This is a genomic window from Pseudomonas sp. ML2-2023-3, assembly GCF_037055275.1.
GTDB lineage: Bacteria > Pseudomonadota > Gammaproteobacteria > Pseudomonadales > Pseudomonadaceae > Aquipseudomonas.
In genome coordinates this window covers 5,283,691-5,303,006 of sequence record NZ_CP146343.1, presented here as the reverse complement: position 1 = coordinate 5,303,006, position 19,316 = coordinate 5,283,691, and the positions used below count along the sequence as shown (strand labels likewise).

At 60.2% G+C, this 19,316-nt stretch carries 13 protein-coding genes; 9 read left to right on the top strand and 4 right to left on the bottom strand.

Going from position 1 to position 19,316, the window contains the following annotated elements; all coding sequences use genetic code 11:
- Window positions 1-141: 141 nt before the first annotated feature.
- From recC to V6P94_RS24430, 6 genes are all read left to right on the top strand, one after another.
- Window positions 142-3,591 carry an exodeoxyribonuclease V subunit gamma gene (gene recC / locus V6P94_RS24455; protein ID WP_338648845.1) on the top strand — a complete coding sequence of 1,150 codons (3,450 nt, stop codon included), beginning with the start codon at window positions 142-144 and terminating at the stop codon, window positions 3,589-3,591.
- A complete protein-coding gene (recB, locus tag V6P94_RS24450; protein ID WP_338648844.1) occupies window positions 3,591-7,280 on the top strand; it encodes an exodeoxyribonuclease V subunit beta in 3,690 nt (1,229 codons plus the stop codon). Before recC ends, recB begins: the two co-directional genes overlap by 1 nt.
- Window positions 7,277-9,361 carry an exodeoxyribonuclease V subunit alpha gene (recD, locus tag V6P94_RS24445; RefSeq protein WP_338648842.1) on the top strand — a complete coding sequence of 695 codons (2,085 nt, stop codon included), beginning with the start codon at window positions 7,277-7,279 and terminating at the stop codon, window positions 9,359-9,361. Before recB ends, recD begins: the two co-directional genes overlap by 4 nt.
- A 121-nt stretch (window positions 9,362-9,482) precedes the next feature.
- Complete coding sequence (locus V6P94_RS24440) at window positions 9,483-10,058, top strand: YfiR family protein (RefSeq protein WP_338648841.1); 576 nt, start codon at window positions 9,483-9,485, stop codon at window positions 10,056-10,058.
- The gene (locus tag V6P94_RS24435; RefSeq protein ID WP_338648840.1) at window positions 10,055-11,326 is read left to right on the top strand and encodes a diguanylate cyclase domain-containing protein; all 1,272 of its coding nucleotides are present in this window, start codon (window positions 10,055-10,057) and stop codon (window positions 11,324-11,326) included. The genes V6P94_RS24440 and V6P94_RS24435 overlap by 4 nt, the downstream gene beginning before the upstream one ends.
- Before the next feature lie 7 nt (window positions 11,327-11,333).
- Entirely contained in the window at window positions 11,334-11,837 is a 504-nt protein-coding gene (locus V6P94_RS24430) for an OmpA family protein (RefSeq protein WP_338648839.1), read from the top strand.
- A gap of 118 nt (window positions 11,838-11,955) precedes the next feature.
- Here the strand turns inward: V6P94_RS24430 and V6P94_RS24425 are convergent, their stop codons facing one another.
- Window positions 11,956-12,903, bottom strand: a complete 948-nt coding sequence (locus tag V6P94_RS24425) for a LysR family transcriptional regulator (RefSeq protein WP_219262359.1) — start codon at window positions 12,901-12,903, stop codon at window positions 11,956-11,958.
- A 114-nt stretch (window positions 12,904-13,017) separates the two neighbouring features.
- On the opposite strand from V6P94_RS24425, the gene V6P94_RS24420 reads away from it, so the two are divergent.
- Both V6P94_RS24420 and mmsB read left to right on the top strand, forming a co-directional pair.
- Window positions 13,018-14,532 (top strand): CoA-acylating methylmalonate-semialdehyde dehydrogenase, encoded by a 1,515-nt coding sequence (locus V6P94_RS24420; protein ID WP_133078812.1) that lies wholly within the window; start codon window positions 13,018-13,020, stop codon window positions 14,530-14,532.
- 11 nt (window positions 14,533-14,543) lie between these two features.
- Window positions 14,544-15,431 carry a 3-hydroxyisobutyrate dehydrogenase gene (gene mmsB, locus V6P94_RS24415; protein WP_133078813.1) on the top strand — a complete coding sequence of 296 codons (888 nt, stop codon included), beginning with the start codon at window positions 14,544-14,546 and terminating at the stop codon, window positions 15,429-15,431.
- Window positions 15,432-15,486: 55 nt separating this feature from the next.
- Here the strand turns inward: mmsB and V6P94_RS24410 are convergent, their stop codons facing one another.
- From V6P94_RS24410 to V6P94_RS24400, 3 genes are all read right to left on the bottom strand, one after another.
- Complete coding sequence (locus tag V6P94_RS24410; protein WP_016783536.1) at window positions 15,487-15,831, bottom strand: cupin domain-containing protein; 345 nt, start codon at window positions 15,829-15,831, stop codon at window positions 15,487-15,489.
- Between the two features lie 137 nt (window positions 15,832-15,968).
- On the bottom strand, window positions 15,969-17,372 hold the full coding sequence (locus tag V6P94_RS24405; protein ID WP_133078814.1) for an amino acid permease: 1,404 nt from the start codon (window positions 17,370-17,372) through the stop codon (window positions 15,969-15,971).
- 138 nt (window positions 17,373-17,510) lie between these two features.
- Window positions 17,511-18,392, bottom strand: a complete 882-nt coding sequence (locus V6P94_RS24400; protein WP_133078815.1) for a LysR family transcriptional regulator — start codon at window positions 18,390-18,392, stop codon at window positions 17,511-17,513.
- A 107-nt stretch (window positions 18,393-18,499) separates the two neighbouring features.
- Here V6P94_RS24400 and V6P94_RS24395 point away from each other — a divergent pair, with 107 nt between their 5' ends.
- The gene (locus V6P94_RS24395; protein WP_133078816.1) at window positions 18,500-19,264 is read left to right on the top strand and encodes a sulfite exporter TauE/SafE family protein; all 765 of its coding nucleotides are present in this window, start codon (window positions 18,500-18,502) and stop codon (window positions 19,262-19,264) included.
- Window positions 19,265-19,316 lie beyond the last annotated feature (52 nt).

The following is a 19,316-nucleotide window of genomic DNA, read 5'->3' as shown; positions in this document are numbered from 1 at the left end:
AAAGTTTCGGTAAGCACACTTCCAATAAATCGCTCGATACTGCCCAGCCTCACGCCCTGTCTTTGAGCTTGCGCTCCACCAATCTTGCCGAGCAATGTTAAGGTTCGCCTTTGGATTTTGCCTTCTCCTAAGGATGCCGTCATGCCGGTTGCTACGTCCCTCAATGCGGGTTTTATGGTGGTTCACGGTAACCGCCTTGATGAGTTACGTAGCCTGGTGGTCAGCTGGATGCGACGCTACCCCCTGGCTCCTCTGGAAAACGAAATCGCGTTGGTGCAGAGCAACGGCATCGCCCAATGGCTGAAGCTGGCCCTGGCCGAAGATGCTCAGGACGATGACCTCGGCGGCTGCGGAATTGCGGCAGCGGTGGATGTGCAGTTGCCCGGCAGTTTTTTGTGGCAACTCTATCGACTTGTATTAGGCAGCGAAGAAATCCCCGCCAAGTCCCTGCTCGACAAAGGCCCGCTGACCTGGCGCCTGATGCGCCTGCTTCCTGCTCTCATTGATCAACCACACTTCGAGCCGCTGCAGCGCTTCCTGACTCACGACACCGATTTGCGAAAACGCTATCAATTGTCAGAGCGACTCGCTGACCTGTTCGACCAATATCAGGTCTATCGTGCCGACTGGCTCGAAGATTGGGCCGCTGGCCGTCATCAACTGCGCAACGCCCGAGGAGAAAGCCCGGCCCTGAGCCCGGCCAACTGCTGGCAAGCCGAGCTGTGGCGTGCGCTACTGCTCGATGTGGGCGAGGAAGGCATGTCCCAGAGCCGGGCCGGTGTTCACCAGCGCTTCATGGACAAGATCAGCAGCCTTGAGCAAGCGCCGTCCGGCTTGCCTGCCCGAGTCATCGTCTTCGGTATCTCATCATTGCCTGCCCAAGCGCTCGAAGCCCTGGCTGGGCTCGCTCGTTTCAGCCAGGTATTGCTGTGCGTGCATAACCCCTGCCGCCATCATTGGTCTGACATCGTTGCCGACAAGGATCTGCTACGCCATCAGTACAAACGCCAGGCCCGCAAAAGCGGAATGCCTACAGCACTTGATCTCGACACCTTGCATCAACATGCCCATCCACTACTGGCCGCCTGGGGTAAACAAGGTCGCGACTACATCAACCTGCTTGACAGCTACGACGACCCCAACAGCTACCGTGCGGCTTTTCGTGATGGCCGTATTGATCTGTTCAGCGAAGTAGAACCGCTTAACCTGCTCAACCAGTTGCAGGATGACATTCTTGAACTGCGCCCCCTGAACGAAACCCGCGAGTTGTGGCCCGCTATCGACCTGGAAGCGGATCATTCAATCCGTTTTCATATTGCCCACAGTGCTCAGCGAGAAGTCGAGATTCTCCACGACCAGCTACTTGCACGATTTAGCGAAAATCCTCAGTTGCAACCCCGTGATGTGATTGTGATGGTGCCGGATGTCGACAGCTACGCACCTCACATCCGCGCCGTATTCGGTCAGATTGAACGGGATGATCGCCGCTTTATTCCTTACACCTTGGCCGACCAGGGGCAGCGGGGCCGCGATCCGTTACTGATCGCCCTCGAGCATCTGCTCAAGTTGCCTGACAGCCGCTTCCCCGTCAGTGAAATCCTCGACTTGCTCGACGTCCCTTCGCTGCGCGCTCGCTTCAACGTCCAGGAACGCGACTTGCCAACCCTGCATCGCTGGATCGAAGGTGCGGGCATTCGCTGGGGGTTGAACGCCGAACAACGCGCTGGCCTGGGCTTGCCCCCGCAACTGGAGCAAAACAGTTGGCGCTTTGGCCTGCGTCGCATGCTGCTTGGCTATGCGGTGGGCAGTGGCGAAGCGTGCGATGGCATCGAGCCTTACGATGAAATTGGCGGCCTTGACGCCGTACTCATCGGCCCGCTTGTGGCCCTGCTCGATGCGCTTGAAATCGCCCATCAAGAACTCTCGAAACCGGCGCTGCCACAGCAATGGGGCGAGCGACTGCAAGCGCTGGTGCAGCTGTTTTTCCAGGCAGAAACCGAGCATGACGACTACCTGCTGGCCCAGCTTGAAGAATTGCGCGAAACCTGGCTCGAAACCTGTGAGCTGGTTGGCTTGCAAGATGAGTTACCGCTGACCGTAGTACGCGAAGCCTGGCTCACCGGGCTTGACCAAGGAAAACTGTCACAGCGCTTTCTTGCCGGTGCGGTCAATTTCTGCACCCTGATGCCGATGCGTGCGATCCCCTTCAAGCTGGTGTGTCTGCTGGGCATGAATGACGGCGACTACCCGCGGGCACAACCGCCGCTGGATTTCGATTTGATGGGCAGTGACTATCGCCCGGGAGACCGTTCCCGCCGTGAGGATGACCGCTATCTGCTACTCGAAGCGCTGCTTTCTGCCCGCGACCAGCTCTATATCAGCTGGGTAGGGCGCAGTATTCGCGACAACAGCGAGCGCCCCGCCTGTGTCCTGATTGGCCAACTGCGTGATCACCTTGCCAATGGCTGGCATCTGCAAGGGGGCGGTGACCTGCTCGAGGCCATGACTCAAGAGCATCCGCTGCAACCCTTCAGCACCCGTTACTTTCACGAGGGCAACCCCAACCTGTTCAGTTATGCCCGCGAATGGCAGCGATTACATGCGCCACAACCGCAACCGGTTCAGCCCGCTGCGTTAGGAGCACACGAGCAGGAAGAACCACTAAATCTGACGCAGTTACAGGATTTTTTGCGTAACCCTGTGCGTCACTTCTTTAGTCAGCGCTTGAAAGTATTCTTCGAAGCCGCCGAAGTGCCTTTGGCCGATGAAGAGCCGTTCGTGCTCGATGCACTGCAACGCTACACCTTGAGCGACAGTTTGCTTGAAGCGGCACTGGCACAGCCCGACCAACTTGAAAACGCGTTGCACAACCGCGCCCTGCGTTTGCAAGGTAGCGGCCTGCTGCCCATGGCCGGGTTTGGCGAATGCCTGCAACAGGAGCTGATCGAACCATTACCTGATGTTTTGCAACGCTATCAGCAACTGCTGGCCCTTTGGCCCACGCCGCTTGCCAGCGCGCTGCCCGTCAGTTTTGAGGACCAGGGGCTGATCCTGGAAGGCTGGCTCAGCAATCTGCATCAGCGCAGTGATAAAGGCCTACTGTCCATCACCACCATTCCTAACAGTATTGGCGCAATTAAAACCCGCAAATGGCACCGATTGACCCGGCCGTGGGTCAATCATCTGGCGGCGTGTGCCAGTGGCCTGGAGATGTCCACCGCGCTGGTGGCCAGCGATGACACTTTGCTGCTCGACCCTCTGGATGCCAAACAGGCCCGCGATATTCTGGGCAACCTGCTGGTGGCCTGGAAAGTCGGCATGAGTCATCCGCTGCCCATTGCCGTGAAAACCGCCTTTGCCTGGCTGGCACAAACAGACCCGGCAAAGGCCGATGCGGCCGCGCAGAAAACCTACGAAGGTGATGGCCAAACCAGCGACGGCGAACGCCGCGAAAGCGCTGCTCTGGCCCGACAGTTTCCTGATTACGCTGCCCTGATGGCGGCTGAAGAATTTGAAGAGTGGTGCGATGCCCTCTATCGACCCCTTTTTGATGCGCCTTGGCGCTCATTGAACAGCGAGGCGTCCCGCTAATGAGCGAGCAAACATTACCGCTGGCCTTGGCCTTCCCCCTACGTGGCAGCCAACTGATCGAGGCCAGCGCCGGTACCGGCAAAACCTTCACCATCTCGGCGCTCTACCTGCGGCTGATTCTGGGGCATGGCGGCGAAGAGTCTGGCTTTGGGCGTGAACTGTTACCGCCGCAGATTCTCGTCGTGACCTTTACCGATGCGGCCACCAAAGAGCTGCGCGATCGTATCCGCACCCGTCTGGCAGAGGCTGCCCGGTTCTTCCGTGGCGAGATCGAAGCCCCGGATGCCCTGGTCGAGCAACTGCGTGAACAGTTTGCTGGCGAGCAGTGGGCCGCTTGCGCGGGGCGTCTCGACATCGCCGCCCAGTGGATGGACGAGGCTGCTGTGTCGACCATCCACAGTTGGTGCCAGCGCATGTTGCGCGAGCATGCTTTCGACAGCGGCAGCCTGTTCACCCAGACTTTGGAAACCGACCACAGCGACTTGCTGGGAGAAGTGCTGCGCGATTACTGGCGGCTGTTTTGCTACCCCATGCAGGGCGATGCGCTGAGTTGGGTGCGCGCCAACTGGAGCGGTCCCGCCGCCTTGTTGCCGCGTGTGCGGGCACTGTTTGGCAGCTCACGCCAGCCAGCCAACCCGGAGCAAACGCCGGCGCAAATGATCGAAGCCTGTCTGCAAGAGCGCCGCCAGGCCTTGTCCGGGCTTAAAACGCCGTGGCTGCAGTGGGCACAAGAACTACGGGATATCTGCTTGCAAGCCGTGGCGAGCAAAGCCGTCGACGGTCGCAAAATGCAAGCCCGCTATTTCGAGCCCTGGTTTGAAAAGCTCAGCGCCTGGGCTGCCGACGACGCTCAGGAGCAGCTCGACCTCGGGATCGGCTTCACGCGTCTGACCCCCGACGGCATGGCCGAAGCCTGGAAGGGCGCGCCTCCGCAGCATCCGGGGCTCGACGCCATGCAGGGCCTCAAAGCTGCGCTCGATGCCTTGCCAACGCCCGACGCCGCGGTTCTGCAACATGCGGCGAACTGGGTCAGCGTGCGCTTTGAAGAGGAAAAACGCCGTCGCGCCGAGATGGGCTTTGACGACATGCTGCTGCGCCTCGACGCTGCATTGCAGGCCGAAGGCGGCGAGCGCCTGGCCACCCTGATTCGCGAACAGTTCCCGGTGGCCCTGATCGACGAGTTTCAGGACACCGATCCCGTTCAGTACCGCATCTTCGAGACCATTTACCGGATCGAAGACAACAGCCCCGACACCGGCCTGTTCCTGATTGGCGACCCCAAGCAGGCGATCTATGCCTTTCGCGGGGCCGATATTTACACCTACTTGCGCGCACGTCACGCCACCAGTGGGCGTTTACATACGCTGGACACCAACTTCCGGTCCAGTCACGCGATGGTCAAGGCGGTCAACCATGTCTTTGAGCGGGCGGAGCAGCGTGACACCGGGCGAGGCGCATTTTTGTTCCGTGAAGGGTCTGAGAATCCTGTGCCCTTTGTGTCAGTCAAATCCCAAGGGCGCAAAGAAATCCTGCAGTTCGATGGTCAGCCTGTCAGTGCGCTGACGCTCTGGCAATTGGCCTCCGAGCAGCCCGTGTCGGGCGCCGTCTATCGTCAGAACCTGGCCGCGGCCTGTGCCAGCCAGATTGTCGAATTGCTCAATGGCGGTCAGCAAGGTCGCTGTGGTTTCGCCATTGATGGCGAATTCATTCGCGGCGTGTTGCCTGCTGACATCGCAATCCTTGTACGTGACGGTAAGGAAGCTCAGGCGGTTCGGCGAGAATTGTCGAATCGTGGTGTACGCAGCGTTTACTTGTCGGATAAGGATTCAGTCTACGCGGCGCAGGAAGCACACGATGTTCTGGCCTGGCTCAAGGCCTGCGCCGAACCGGACGTAGAACGTCCGCTGCGTGCTGCGCTGGCCTGCATCACCCTGGACCTGCCGCTGATTGAACTGGAACGCCTGAACCAGGACGAGTTGGCCTGGGAAAAGCGCGTGATGCAGTTCCGTGGTTATCGCGAAACCTGGCGCAAGCAAGGGGTGCTCGCCATGTTGCGCCGCTTGCTGCATGACTTCGAGTTGCCCCAGGCCCTGATTGCCCGTCCAGATGGCGAGCGTGTGCTGACCAACGTGCTGCACCTGTCCGAACTGCTGCAACAGGCGGCTGCCGAACTGGATGGCGAACAGGCGTTGATCCGCCATCTGGCCGAGCATCTGGCATTGTCCGGGCAGGCGGGTGAAGAGCAGATCCTGCGCCTTGAAAGTGACGAGCAACTGGTCAAAGTCGTGACCATCCACAAGTCCAAGGGGCTGGAATACCCATTGGTATTCTTGCCGTTCATCTGCTCAACAAAACCCGTGGATGGCAGCCGTTTACCGCTGCATTACCACGACGCCGCCGGCAATGCCCACGTGAGCTTGACCCCGACGCCAGAGCTGATCGCCCAAGCGGATGATGAGCGTCTGGCCGAAGACTTGCGCCTGCTTTATGTGGCCCTGACCCGCGCCCAGCATGCTTGCTGGCTGGGCGTTGCCGACCTCAAGCGCGGCAACAGCAATCGGTCGATCCTGCACCTTTGCGCCTTGGGTTATTTGCTGGGCGGCGGAGCCGTGCTGGCCGAGTCGGTCGGGTTGCAGAGCTGGCTGGCAGATGCCCGGCAAGACTGCGCCGCGATTCAGTGCGAACCGGTACCGCCCGCTGGCGAGGCGCATTTTTATCCACCGCTTAACGAAGCCACCCTTCTTGAGCCGCTGATCCCGAGCCGCCGTGCTGCGGAAAACTGGTGGATCGCGTCCTACAGCGCATTGCGCATCGGTGACAGCCTCAGCCCTGCCGAGGCGCCCGAAAGCGCACTGGCGCAAAAGCTCTCTGATGACGAGCGACTCGATCCTGATGCGCCGCGTGAAGTGTTACTCAGTGGCGGTGATATACACCGCTTCCCACGTGGGCCAAATCCGGGGACTTTTCTCCACGGCCTGCTTGAGTGGTCGGGCAGCGAAGGTTTCAAGGCAACCCCTGAAGCGATCAGCGACGCCGTGGCACGGCGCTGCAACCGGCGTGGCTGGCAAGGCTGGATCGAGACTTTGAGCGACTGGCTGCAGCATCTGCAGGACGAACCGTTGCGTCTGAATAATGGCCAGCCAGCGGTCGTACTGAGTGAGCTGAGCCAGTACCAGATCGAAATGGAGTTCTGGTTTGCCAGCCACAAAGTCGATGTTGTGCAACTGGACACGCTGGTACGTCAGCACACCCACGGCGGCGCGCCGCGTGCGGGAGCCGAGCCGAGCCTGCTCAACGGCATGTTCAAGGGCTTTATCGACCTGACTTTCGAGCACCAGGGCCGTTATTACGTGGCGGACTACAAGTCCAACTGGCTGGGAGCCGACGATTCGGCCTACACCGAGCAAGCGATGACCGCCTCGATTCTGGATCACCGCTATGACCTGCAATACGTCTTGTACTTGCTGGCCTTGCACCGTCAGCTCAAGGCGCGATTGCCCGACTATGACTACGACCAGCACATGGGGGGCGCGCTGTATCTGTTTTTGCGCGGCACCCGCTCTCAAGGGCAGGGCGTGTATTTCACCCGGCCCCCCAGAATCTTGATCGAAAGCCTGGACCTGATGTTCCAGGGCAAACCTTTACCGAAAACAGCTGAGCCGGCCTGGGAACAGGGAGTGTTGTTATGAGTCGTTCGTTTGCCGAACTGTTGCCCACGCCGTTGACGGCCGAAAGCCTTGCCCTGCTGCAACCCTTGGGCCGTGCCGACGATCTGCTGCTGTTGCTGGAACGCTGGGTCGAGCGAGGCTGGCTGCGTGCGCTGGACAAAGCGTTCGTCGCGTTCCTGCATGAGCGCGATCCGCAAGGCGATCCTTTGGTGTTGCTGGCGGCAGCGTTGACCAGTCATCAGTTGGGCCACGGTCATGTGTGTCTTGATTTGTTCGAGACCCTGAAGGAACCCGACTTTGCACTGTCCTTGCCACCCGAGGGCGATGTGCAAACCGGCGCCATGCTGCTGCCCTCGCAGTTGCTTGAGGCGCTGGAGGGCGACGCGTGGTGTAAGGCCCTGCAAGCCAGCCCGTTGGTTGAGCACGCGGGTCAGCCATCGGCGGATGCGGCCAGCCGCCCGTTGGTGCTGAGTGAGCGCCGTCTGTATTTACGCCGCTACTGGGCTTATGAGCGGCGAATCGATAGCGCCTTGCGCCAACGTCTGTCGCAGGTTGAAGCAACGCCCGATGATTTGCCTGCACGGCTGAACGGCTTGTTCGGCAGCCCGGCACAGCATGCGCTGATTGACTGGCAAAAGCTGGCCTGCGCCCTGGCCACTCGCGGTGCATTCAGCATTGTTACCGGGGGGCCAGGCACCGGCAAAACCACCACCGTGGTGCGTCTGCTGGCCTTGCTTCAAGCCCCTGCCGTCGAAGCGGGGGCGCCCTTGCGCATTCGCCTGGCCGCACCGACCGGTAAAGCCGCCGCGCGCCTGACCGAGTCCATCAGCCTTCAAGTCAAATCCCTGGAAGTGGACGACAAGGTTCGGCAAAAAATCCCCAGTGACGTGACCACCGTTCACCGTCTGCTCGGCAGTCGCCCCGGCACGCGCCACTTCCGTCATCACGCGGGCAATCGCCTGCCACTGGACGTACTGGTGGTCGACGAAGCGTCCATGATCGACCTGGAAATGATGGCCAACTTGCTCGATGCATTGCCCGCCCATGCGCGGCTGGTGCTGTTGGGCGACAAAGACCAATTGGCGTCGGTTGAAGCCGGCGCGGTGCTTGGTGATTTGTGCCGCGATGCCGAAGCGGGTTGGTACACCCCGCAGACCCGTGCCTGGCTTGAGCAGGTCAGCGGCGAAAACCTGAGCGCCAGTGACTTGCAACAAGATCTGGAGGGTACGCATCCACTGGCCCAGCAAGTGGTCATGCTGCGTCACTCGCGCCGTTTTGGCGAAGGCAGCGGTATCGGCCAGCTGTCGCGCCTGGTCAACCAGCAACTGCCCCGCGAAGCACGGGCCCTGCTGGCGGCAGGCACCCACGCCGACCTCTTTGCATTGCCCCTCAAGGGCGAGCAGGACCGTGGTTTTGAGCGTCTGGCACTGGAAGGGCGCGGCGCTGAGGCCAAAGGCTATCGGCATTACCTTGAGGTGTTGCGCGAGCAGCGCCCTACTGGCGAGACCGGACTGGAAGACCCTTGTTGGGCGGTATGGGCGGGTAACGTGCTGCAAGCGTTCGAGGCCTTTCAAGTCCTCTGCGCCGTGCGCAAGGGCCCCTGGGGTGTCGAAGGCCTGAATGAGCGCATCACCCGCGCCCTGTTTGCCCGCAAGCTGATCGACAGTGACCAGCATTGGTACGAAGGCCGCCCGGTCCTGATGACCCGCAACGATTACGGCCTGGGCCTGATGAACGGCGATATCGGTATCGCCCTCAAGCTCCCCGAGCGTGATGGGCTGACCCAGCGTCATGTGCTGCGTGTGGCATTCGCCCGTAACGACGGGCAGGGCGGTATCCGGTTTGTCCTGCCCAGTCGGCTCAATGACGTTGAAACGGTCTATGCCATGACCGTACACAAATCCCAAGGCTCGGAGTTCTCCCACACCGCGTTGGTGCTCCCCGAGGCGCTCAATCCGGTGTTGACCAAGGAGCTGATCTACACCGGCATCACCCGGGCCAAAAACTGGTTCAGCCTGGTCGAGCCGCGTACCGGCGTCTTTGAAGAGGCCGTGCAGCGCAAGGTAAAACGCCTGAGCGGGTTGATGCTGGGGCTGGGGTAAGCCTGCTTCCACAGGGAAATGGAGTTCCCAATTGCAACAAATGTGACCTGTATCACAGTCGTTTTGCCGGCTGTGCTATCGTTACGACATTATTCTTACAAAGATTACAGAGAAATCCTGCATGGACGTGGCTGTCTCATCGACAGAACAGTACTTTGGATGGCGGCTTCGGCTGCTTGCATTTTGCTTGTTACTGCTGAGCGTTCCTTGCCTGGCTCAAGCTGAAGCGCCAATCAACCTGGCTGATCAGCGTGCCAAGGCTGTGACTCAAGTGGTCCTTGGCATCCTGAGTTATGCACGCTGGCCCTCCGAGCCGGCGCAATTGCAGCTATGCATCATCGGCCCCACCGAATACACCGATGACCTGATCAAGGGCGCGACGCAATCCAGTGGCAGGCCGGTGCAGGTGCACCGCGTGCTGGCCAGTGATCCGGGCATTGCCAGCGACTGCAACGCGGTCTATCTGGGCAAGCTCAGCGTTGAGGAACGCAGTGGTCTATTCACCCGGCTGAATACCAAAGCCGTTCTGAGCATCAGCGAAGACAGTGATCAATGCACCGTTGGCAGCCTTTTTTGCTTGCACGTACGCGATGAGCAAGTGTCGTTTGAGGTCAATCTCGACTCCGTGGCCCGCAGCGGCGTACGTATACATCCCAGTGTGTTGCAGCTGTCACGCCGCCGGGCGGCAGAGCCATGAGTGCGTTCAAACCCCGTAAAAAACCTCTGCGCTTGCGCTCGGTCTTGCGTCGTGGCCACCTGGGCGTGGCCTTGGTGGCCGTCACACTGGCCAGCGCTTCCATGACCCTGCTGGGGGTGCTTGCGCTCAAGGTTTACGCCGATCACAACCTGCACCTGATTGCCCGCGCCATCAACTACACCTCGGAAGCGGCCGTGGTGTTTGATGACCGCGCGGCGGCAACCGAAGCGCTGGCCATGATTGCGTCCACTGAAGCGGTCGCCGAGGCTCGGATCTACACAGACGATGGCGAACTGCTTGCGCACTGGCAACGCCCTGAAAACGGCCTGCTGTCGAAGGTCGAAATGCTGTTGGCCGATGGCTTGCTGGAGCAACCGATCAGCGTGCCGATCTTGCATCAGGGCCAGGAAATCGGCTTGGTGACAGTCCGGGGGCATGGTGCCAATTTGCTGCGTTTTTTACTGAGCGGGCTGTTGGGTGTGCTTGTGTGCACGGCGCTCAGTGCCTGGAGTGCGTTGTATCTGTCGCGTCGACTCCTGGATGGCATCACGGGCCCCTTGCAACAACTGGCAGAAGTGGCCCACGCCGCTCGCCGCGAGCGTGCGTTCGATCGGCGCGTGCCGCCTGCGCATATTGCTGAACTGGACAGCCTGGGCAACGACTTCAATGCACTGCTCGATGAGCTTGAGTCCTGGCAGAGCCATCTGCAGAACGAAAACCAGACCCTGGCGCATCAGGCCAGCCACGACTCGCTGACCAACCTGCCCAACCGCGCCTACTTTGAAACGCGACTGACGCGCACCCTGCGCTCGCTGAACAACGCCCGAGGGAAGGCCGCCGTGCTGTTCCTCGATAGCGACCATTTCAAAGACATCAACGATTCCTATGGCCATGCCACAGGTGATGCGGTGTTGGTGGCTATCGCGACGCGCATTCGTGCCCAGTTGCGTGAAGGCGATGTTGTGGCGCGTCTGGGTGGCGACGAATTTGCAATATTGCTGACCCCGCTGCACAAGATCGAAGACGCCCAGCGCATTGCGGACAAGGTGATTGCCAGCATGCTTGAGCCGATTAAAGTGCCGGGCCAAATCAGCATCGTGTCCTCACTCAGTATCGGCATCGCCGTCTACCCCGAGCATGGTGCAACCGCCGAGGATCTGCTCAGCGCAGCGGATGCGGCGATGTACCAGGCAAAGCGCCTCTCCCGAGGGGGGCAACACCTTGCGGAGCTGGAGTGCCCCGCAAACACCGTCATTACCAGGAGCTAACCCCCACATGCGTGTTTTGATTCATCGTTACCTGACATTTTTTAGCGTTGCCTTGTTGCTGGCCACGCTGTCGCTGACCGGTTGCCAGACGGCTGCGCCAAAAGGGCTGACGCCTGCCCAAGTTGCCGTTCTGAAAGAGCAGGGCTTTGAACTGACTGAAGAGGGCTGGGCATTTGGCTTGTCGGGCAAAGTGTTGTTTGGCAGCGACCTTGAAGTGCTCAACGGGCAAAGCCAGGAAATCGTGGAGCGCATCGGCACCGCCTTGCTCGGTGCAGACATCCAGCGCGTGCGGGTCGACGGCCACACCGACTCCTCAGGCAAGGAGTCCTACAACGAACAACTGTCCGTTCGCCGCGCCAACAGCGTGGTCAAGGCTCTGCTCAAGGTCGGCATGCGCCCCGAGAATATCCAGATCCGTGGGTTGGGCAGCCGCGAGCCGGTGGCGTCGAATAACACCCGCGCCGGGCGTACGGAAAACCGCCGCGTGTCGATTGTGGTGATTGCCGACTAGAGATTCGTACTGATCCCTCTTTGTGGGAGCGGGCTTGCTCGCGATAGCATCACCGCGATCATTCAGGCAGACCGCGGTGTCTGAATCACGAGCAAGCCCGCTCCCACAGGGGGTGGGGTCAGTCCACAAATTTCATCCCGCGCGTCTCGCCCAGCAGCAGCGGCGCATTCAGTTCCGTCACTTCGCGGATGTAATCCCATAGCAAGGTGATGCGTTTCAACTTCCTCAGATCTTCACGGCAGTACATCCAGAACTGTCGCGTGAGGTTGACCTCGTCAGGCAGCACCGGCAGCAAACGCGGGTCCTGAGCCGCCAGAAAGCACGGCAAAATCGCCAGCGAACGGCCTTGCTGCGCGGCCACGAATTGCGCAATCACGCTGGTGCTGCGCAAGTTGGCGCTGGCGCCCGGCAGCACATTGGCCAGGTAAAGCAGCTCCGAGCTGAACGCCAGATCGTCCACGTAACTGATAAACGTATGCTCCGACAAATCAGTCATCCGGCGGATCGGCGGGTGCTGGTCCAGATACTCCTGGGTCGCATACAGCTGCAAGCGGTAGTCGCACAGCTTGCAGCACACATAGGGCCCGTGTTCCGGGCGCTCCAGCGCGATAACAATATCGGCCTCGCGCTTGGACAAGCTGATGAAGTGTGGCAACGGCAGGATATCCACCGAGATCGCCGGGTAGGTATCCACAAAATGGCTGAGCTGGGGAGTGATGAAAAAACTGCCAAAACCCTCAGTGCAACCCATGCGCACATGCCCCGACAGCGCCACGCCAGACCCTGATACCTGCTCGCAGGCCATGTGCAGCGTGCTTTCTATCGACTCGGCATACCCAAGCAAGCGCTGGCCTTCGTTGGTCAGGGTAAAGCCATTGGTGCGCGACTTTTCAAACAGCAAAGTCCCCAGAGCAGCTTCCAGCGAGCTGATCCGCCGCGACACGGTGGTGTAGTCAACCGCCAGCCGTTTGGCTGCGCTGCTGGCTTTTCGAGTGCGGGCCACCTCAAGAAAAAACTTCAGGTCGTCCCAGTTCAGGGCGCTTAACGATGTGATGTTTTTTTGCATGTTAGACCGGCTTTTATGTGCGTTCTTATTAGAAGAACGCACACCTATACTCCAAAAACAGTCCTGCGACCAATCTGGACGCCCGTACTCACAAGAATAATTCCGGAGACTTCCATGAGCGTTTCTAACACCCCGTATCAAAACGCACGCTTGCTGATCGACGGCGAATGGGTCGAGTCGCAGACCACCGAGTGGCACGACATCGTCAACCCGGCTACCCAGCAAGTGCTGGCCAAAGTGCCGTTCGCTACCGCCGATGAAGTCAATGCTGCCATCGCCGCCGCTCAACGCGCCTTCCAGACCTGGAAGCTGACGCCTATCGGTGCGCGCATGCGCATCATGCTCAAGCTGCAAGCGTTGATCCGCGAACACTCCAAACGTATTGCCACTGTCCTGAGTGCTGAACAAGGCAAAACCATTGCCGACGCCGAGGGCGATATTTTCCGTGGTCTGGAAGTGGTCGAGCACGCGTGCTCCATCGGCACTTTGCAAATGGGTGAATTCGCCGAAAACGTTGCAGGCGGGGTAGACACCTACACCTTGCGTCAACCTATCGGCGTCTGCGCGGGCATTACACCCTTCAACTTCCCGGCCATGATTCCGCTGTGGATGTTCCCGATGGCCATCGCCTGCGGGAACACCTTCGTACTCAAGCCGTCCGAGCAAGATCCGCTGTCGACCCTGATGCTGGTCGAGCTGGCCATCGAAGCCGGTGTTCCGCCGGGCGTGCTCAACGTCGTACACGGCGGCAAGGACGTCGTGGACGCGCTCTGCACCCACACCGATATCAAAGCGGTATCGTTTGTCGGTTCGACCGCCGTCGGCACCCATGTCTATGACCTGGCGGGCCGTCACGGCAAACGCGTGCAATCGATGATGGGCGCCAAAAACCACGCTGTGGTGCTGCCCGACGCCAACCGTCAGCAAACCCTCAACGCACTGGTTGGTGCAGGCTTTGGCGCTGCCGGCCAGCGTTGCATGGCCACCTCGGTGGTGGTGCTGGTGGGCGCCGCCAAACAATGGCTGCCAGACCTCAAGGCGCTGGCGCAGCAGCTCAAGGTCAACGCAGGCAGTGAGGCGGGCACCGATGTAGGTCCGGTGATCTCCAAACGTGCGAAAGAGCGCGTACTGGGGCTGATTGAAAGCGGGATCAAAGAAGGCGCGGTGCTGGAACTGGACGGGCGCAACGTCAAGGTTCCGGGTTTCGAACAAGGCAACTTTATCGGCCCGACCCTGTTTTCGGGCGTCACCACCGACATGCAAATCTACACCCAGGAAATCTTTGGTCCGGTGTTGGTGGTAATTGAAGTCGACACCCTCGATCAGGCCATCGCACTGGTCAATGCCAACCCGTTTGGCAATGGCACCGGGCTGTTCACCCAAAGCGGCGCTGCGGCACGCAAGTTCCAGACTGAAATCGATGTCGGTCAGGTCGGTATCAACATCCCGATTCCAGTGCCGGTTCCGTTCTTCAGCTTCACCGGCTCCCGTGGCTCGAAACTCGGTGATCTGGGGCCGTACGGCAAGCAGGTTGTGCAGTTCTATACTCAAACCAAGACCGTCACCAGTCGCTGGTTCGACGATGAAAGCGTGAATGATGGCGTTAACACCACCATCCATCTTCGTTGAGGGCACACACCATGAACATCGCATTTATTGGCCTGGGCAACATGGGCGCACCGATGGCGCGCAACTTGCTCAAGGCCGGGCACTCGTTGAACCTGTTTGACCTGAACAAAGACATCCTGGCCGAACTGGCAGCCCTTGGCGGCCATGTCAGCGCCTCGCCACGGGAAGCCGCCCAAGGCACCGGGCTGGTGATTACCATGCTCCCGGCGGCAGCTCATGTACGCAGCGTATGGCTGGGTGAAGACGGGGTGTTGGCCGGGATCGGTGCCGGGGTGCCCGCAGTGGATTGCAGCACCATCGACCCGCAAACCGCCCGTGAAGTGGCCGCTGCTGCGGCCAAACAGGGCGTGCAAATGGCCGATGCACCGGTATCCGGCGGCACGGGCGGCGCGCAGGCAGGGACCCTGACCTTTATGGTCGGCGCCTCACCGGCATTGTTCGACACCTTGCACCCGGTACTCGCTCAAATGGGTCGCAACATCGTCCATTGCGGGGATGTGGGCACCGGCCAGGTGGCTAAAATCTGCAACAACCTGCTGCTCGGGATTTCCATGGTCGGCGTCAGCGAAGCCATGGCACTGGGTGCCGCGCTGGGCATCGACAGCGAAGTGCTTGCGGGTGTTATCAACAGCTCCACCGGGCGCTGCTGGAGTTCGGAGGTGTACAACCCGTGGCCGGGCATCGTTGAAACGGCCCCGGCATCGCGGGGCTATACCGGCGGCTTTGGCGCCGAGCTGATGCTCAAGGACCTGGGGCTGGCCACCGAGGCTGCACGCCAGGCCCATCAACCTGTGGTGATGGGGGCTGTGGCGCAACAGTTGTATCAGGCCATGAGTCTGCGCGGTGAAGGCGGCAAAGACTTTTCGGCCATCATCAATAGCTATCGCAAGCCCGAATAGGGCTTTTCCGGGAATCCGCGTCGGGCGGATTCCCGGTTTTTTTGCATGATTTCAATCACGCAAAAACGAAGTACTTGCGCACGGTTTCCACCACCTCCCACGTGCCTTTCATACCCGGCTCCACCACAAAGATATCCCCGGCCCGCAGATGGATCGGTTCTTTGCCTTCCGGGGTGATGATGCAATAGCCCTCACGGAAATCGCAGTATTCCCACTTCACATATTCCACGTACCACTTGCCGGGCGTGCAGATCCACGTCCCCATGATCTTGCTGCCGTCTTCGCTGGTGTAAGCGTTGAGGTTGACGGTATGCGGGTCGCCCTCGAGTTTTTCCCATTTGCAGGCATCGAGCACGGGCAGGGGATGGGTGTCGCGAAGCACGGTGATTGGCGCAGACATAAGACCTCCGGTGATGGGTTATCGAACCTCACCCTAACCGTGGTGGCGCACTGACAGATGCCTGATTCCGACACCCAGATACGCAAAAGCCCCGGCACTGAGTGAGTGCGCGGGGCTTTTGTGTAACGGCTGAAGGCTTAGCGGGTGTTCGCCAGCGCCTGGCCCTTGCTCAGGCGTAAACGGTAGAACCCGTAAATGATCAGCAGCCATACCGGGATTGCATACACCGAAGCGCGAACGTCGGGGATCATCCAGATGACGGAGACGATCACCGCCATAAACACCAGGCACAGGATGTTGCTGAACGGGAACCAGAACGCCTTGAACGAAGGCGTCACGCCCTCAACGGCCATCGCCTTGCGGAACTTGATATGGGTGAGGCTGATCAGCGCCCAGTTGATCATCAACGAGGCAACCACCAGCGCAAACAGCAGCTCCAGCGCTTTATGCGGGGCCACATAGTTGACCACCACGCACAGCAACGTCACCAGCGCCGACACGCCCAGCGCGCGCAAGGGCACGCCATTTTTGGTCAGTTTCATCAGTGCCTTGGGCGCGTCACCCTGCTCGGCCAGGCCGAACAGCATGCGGCTGTTGCAGTACACACCACTGTTGTAGACCGACAGCGCGGCGGTCAGCACCACAAAGTTGAGGATCTGCGCGGCGGTGTCGCTGCCGATCAAGGCAAAAATCTGCACAAACGGGCTGCTGCCGTAGGCATCCCCACCGGCGCCGAGCGTGACCAGCAACTGGTCCCACGGGTACAACGCCAGCAGCACGGTCAGTGCGCCCACGTAGAAAATCAGGATCCGGTACACCACCTGGTTGATGGCCTTGGGGATCACTTTTTTCGGCTCGCTGGCTTCAGCCGCCGTGATGCCCACCAACTCCAGGCCACCAAAGGAAAACATGATAAAGGCCATCGCCATGAGCAAGCCCATGCCGCCATTGGGGAAGAACCCGCCGTGGCTCCACAGGTTGCTGATCGACGCCTGCGGGCCGCCGGTGCCGCTGAACAGCAGGTAGCAACCCAGTACGATCATGCCGACAATCGCCACCACCTTGATGATGGCGAACCAGAACTCCATTTCGCCGAACACTTTGACGTTCAGCGTATTGATCAGGTTGACCAGCACAAAGAACACCACGGCGCTGACCCAGGTCGGCACCTCGGGCCACCAGAACTGGATGTACTTGCCCACCGCCGTCAACTCGGCCATGCCGACCAGCACGTACAGGACCCAATAGTTCCAGCCCGACAGAAACCCCGCGTAGCCGCCCCAATACTTGTGGGCAAAGTGGCTGAAGGAGCCGGCAACCGGTTCTTCGACGATCATTTCGCCCAGCTGGCGCATGATCAGGAACGCAATGAAACCGGCGATCGCATAGCCAAGAATCATCGACGGTCCGGCCGACTTGAGCACGCCCGCCGAACCCAGAAACAGGCCCGTGCCAATCGCGCCGCCCAGGGCAATCAGCTGGATATGGCGATTTTTCAAACCGCGTTTGAGTGTGACCGGGGGGGAGTTAGCGTCAGCCATCGGGTGCCCTGTGAGTTGTTATTCTCAAAAACTTGATAAAAATACCCGCGGCCAAAGGTGCCTAGGGTGTCGCAAGCCCCGGATATTACTCTTGGTAAAAATGAAGGCATACAGGAGAGCACCAAACAGCGACTCTTCCTACAGGCTCAACGCCTCCAGCAATGCCACTGCATAGGCAGGCAACTGCTCAAACGAGCGTGCGCAGAGCAGCAGTTTGCGATCCGCCCACGGCTCGCAGAGGTTCACCACCTTGAAGGTGCGCGGCGCCTGCCAGCGCTCAATCGTCGCCTTGGGTACGACACCCAGCCCGGCACCGCGGGCGACCATGCGCAACACCCCGTCGAAACCTTCGGCGCGAATCCGCACCTGCATGCGAACGCCCACGTGCAGCGCCTGCTCTTCCAGGTACACCGCCAACGCGCTGCTGGCCGACAACCCTACATAGTCATGGCTCAGGGTGTCGCTGAAGGAGAGATCAGGCCTGTTGGCCAGTGGATGGCCGAGGGGTACCACCAGTACCAGCGGGTCATCGCGAAAGGGGCGGGTTTGCAGGTCGCGGGTGTCGACGGCATTGGAGATGACGCCAATATCGGCTGCGTCCTGGCGCAATGCATGGGTGATGCGCAGGCTGGTGAGTTCTTGCTGGTCGACGCTGATGGTGGGGTGCTGGCGCACGAAATCGGCGAGCAGCTCGGGCAGGTATTCGGTGAGGGCTGAGGTGTTGCACAGCAGGCGTATCCGGCCCTTGAAGCCCAGGGCGTACTCAGCCAGGTCATGGTTCATGCGCTCGACGTGCTGCAGTAACAGCCGTGCATGGTGCGCGAGCGCTTGCCCGGCCGGGGTCGGGCTGACCCCACGGCGAGAGCGGTGTAAAAACGCCACGCCCAACGACGCCTCCATCGCCCTGATCCGCGCACTGGCCGCGGGCAGAGACAAATGACTGAGGCTGGCGCCCGCCGTAATGTTGCCCGCCTGCACCACATTCAAGTACAGGCGCAGATCAACCAGATCGAAGTGCATGAAAGGTCCTTGCCCGCCCAGGTGTGTGTTCAGCCTATTGTTGTGCAATAGGCAGGCTTCATCTATGGCGAATGTTCAACGCCGTCGTCGTGGTCCAGCATACACCCATGAAAACACTGATCGAGTTCTACCAACACCTCGGCCTGGCCTTGTCACTGCTGGTGATGATGACCTTTTTGCTGGCGGGCACCGTCAAGGGCGTCATCGGTCTTGGCTTGCCAACGGTGGCGATGGGCATGCTCGGGCTGGCTATTGCTCCAGCGCAGGCTGCTGCGCTGCTGATCATTCCCTCCATTGTCACCAACGCCTGGCAACTGGCTGCAGGCGGGCAGTTGCGCACGCTGATAAAACGCCTGTGGCCCATGCAGCTGGGCATCTTTATCGGCACCGGGGTTGGCATGCTCTGGCTAAGTATCGACGGCTGCACGTGGGTGGTGCGGGCGCTGGGGGCGGCCTTGCTGCTCTACGCCCTCAGCGGGCTGTGGCTGCCCACCCTGCGCGTCGCCCCGCAGCGCGAGCGCTGGCTGGGCCCGATATGCGGCGTGATCACCGGGGTGATTACCTCGGCCACAGGCGTGTTTGTGATTCCCGCCGTGCCCTATCTGCAGGCGCTGGGCTTAAGCAAAAACCAATTGGTTCAGGCCTTGGGATTGTCCTTCAGCGTCTCCACATTGGCCCTTGCCGCCGGGCTTTACTGGCGCGGCAATCTGGGCGGCGGTGAGCTCAATGCCTCATTGCTGGCGCTGGTGCCCGCCATGCTCGGCATGTGGCTGGGGCAGTGGTTGCGCCAGCGCATCAGCGCCGCGCTGTTCAAACGGGTGTTCTTTATAGGCATGGCGCTATTGGGTGCGCACTTGCTGATCAACAATTGAGTATTCATTCGTGCATTAACAGCAAAGGTGATTTGACCCACCACGGGTTTTT

Coding starts and splice junctions, on each gene's coding strand:
- recC (WP_338648845.1), top strand. CDS start 142: ATGCCGGTTGCTACGTCCCTCAATGCGGGTTTTATGGTGGTTCACGGT.
- recB (WP_338648844.1), top strand. CDS start 3,591: ATGAGCGAGCAAACATTACCGCTGGCCTTGGCCTTCCCCCTACGTGGC.
- recD (WP_338648842.1), top strand. CDS start 7,277: ATGAGTCGTTCGTTTGCCGAACTGTTGCCCACGCCGTTGACGGCCGAA.
- V6P94_RS24440 (WP_338648841.1), top strand. CDS start 9,483: ATGGACGTGGCTGTCTCATCGACAGAACAGTACTTTGGATGGCGGCTT.
- V6P94_RS24435 (WP_338648840.1), top strand. CDS start 10,055: ATGAGTGCGTTCAAACCCCGTAAAAAACCTCTGCGCTTGCGCTCGGTC.
- V6P94_RS24430 (WP_338648839.1), top strand. CDS start 11,334: ATGCGTGTTTTGATTCATCGTTACCTGACATTTTTTAGCGTTGCCTTG.
- V6P94_RS24425 (WP_219262359.1), bottom strand. CDS start 12,903: ATGCAAAAAAACATCACATCGTTAAGCGCCCTGAACTGGGACGACCTG.
- V6P94_RS24420 (WP_133078812.1), top strand. CDS start 13,018: ATGAGCGTTTCTAACACCCCGTATCAAAACGCACGCTTGCTGATCGAC.
- mmsB (WP_133078813.1), top strand. CDS start 14,544: ATGAACATCGCATTTATTGGCCTGGGCAACATGGGCGCACCGATGGCG.
- V6P94_RS24410 (WP_016783536.1), bottom strand. CDS start 15,831: ATGTCTGCGCCAATCACCGTGCTTCGCGACACCCATCCCCTGCCCGTG.
- V6P94_RS24405 (WP_133078814.1), bottom strand. CDS start 17,372: ATGGCTGACGCTAACTCCCCCCCGGTCACACTCAAACGCGGTTTGAAA.
- V6P94_RS24400 (WP_133078815.1), bottom strand. CDS start 18,392: ATGCACTTCGATCTGGTTGATCTGCGCCTGTACTTGAATGTGGTGCAG.
- V6P94_RS24395 (WP_133078816.1), top strand. CDS start 18,500: ATGAAAACACTGATCGAGTTCTACCAACACCTCGGCCTGGCCTTGTCA.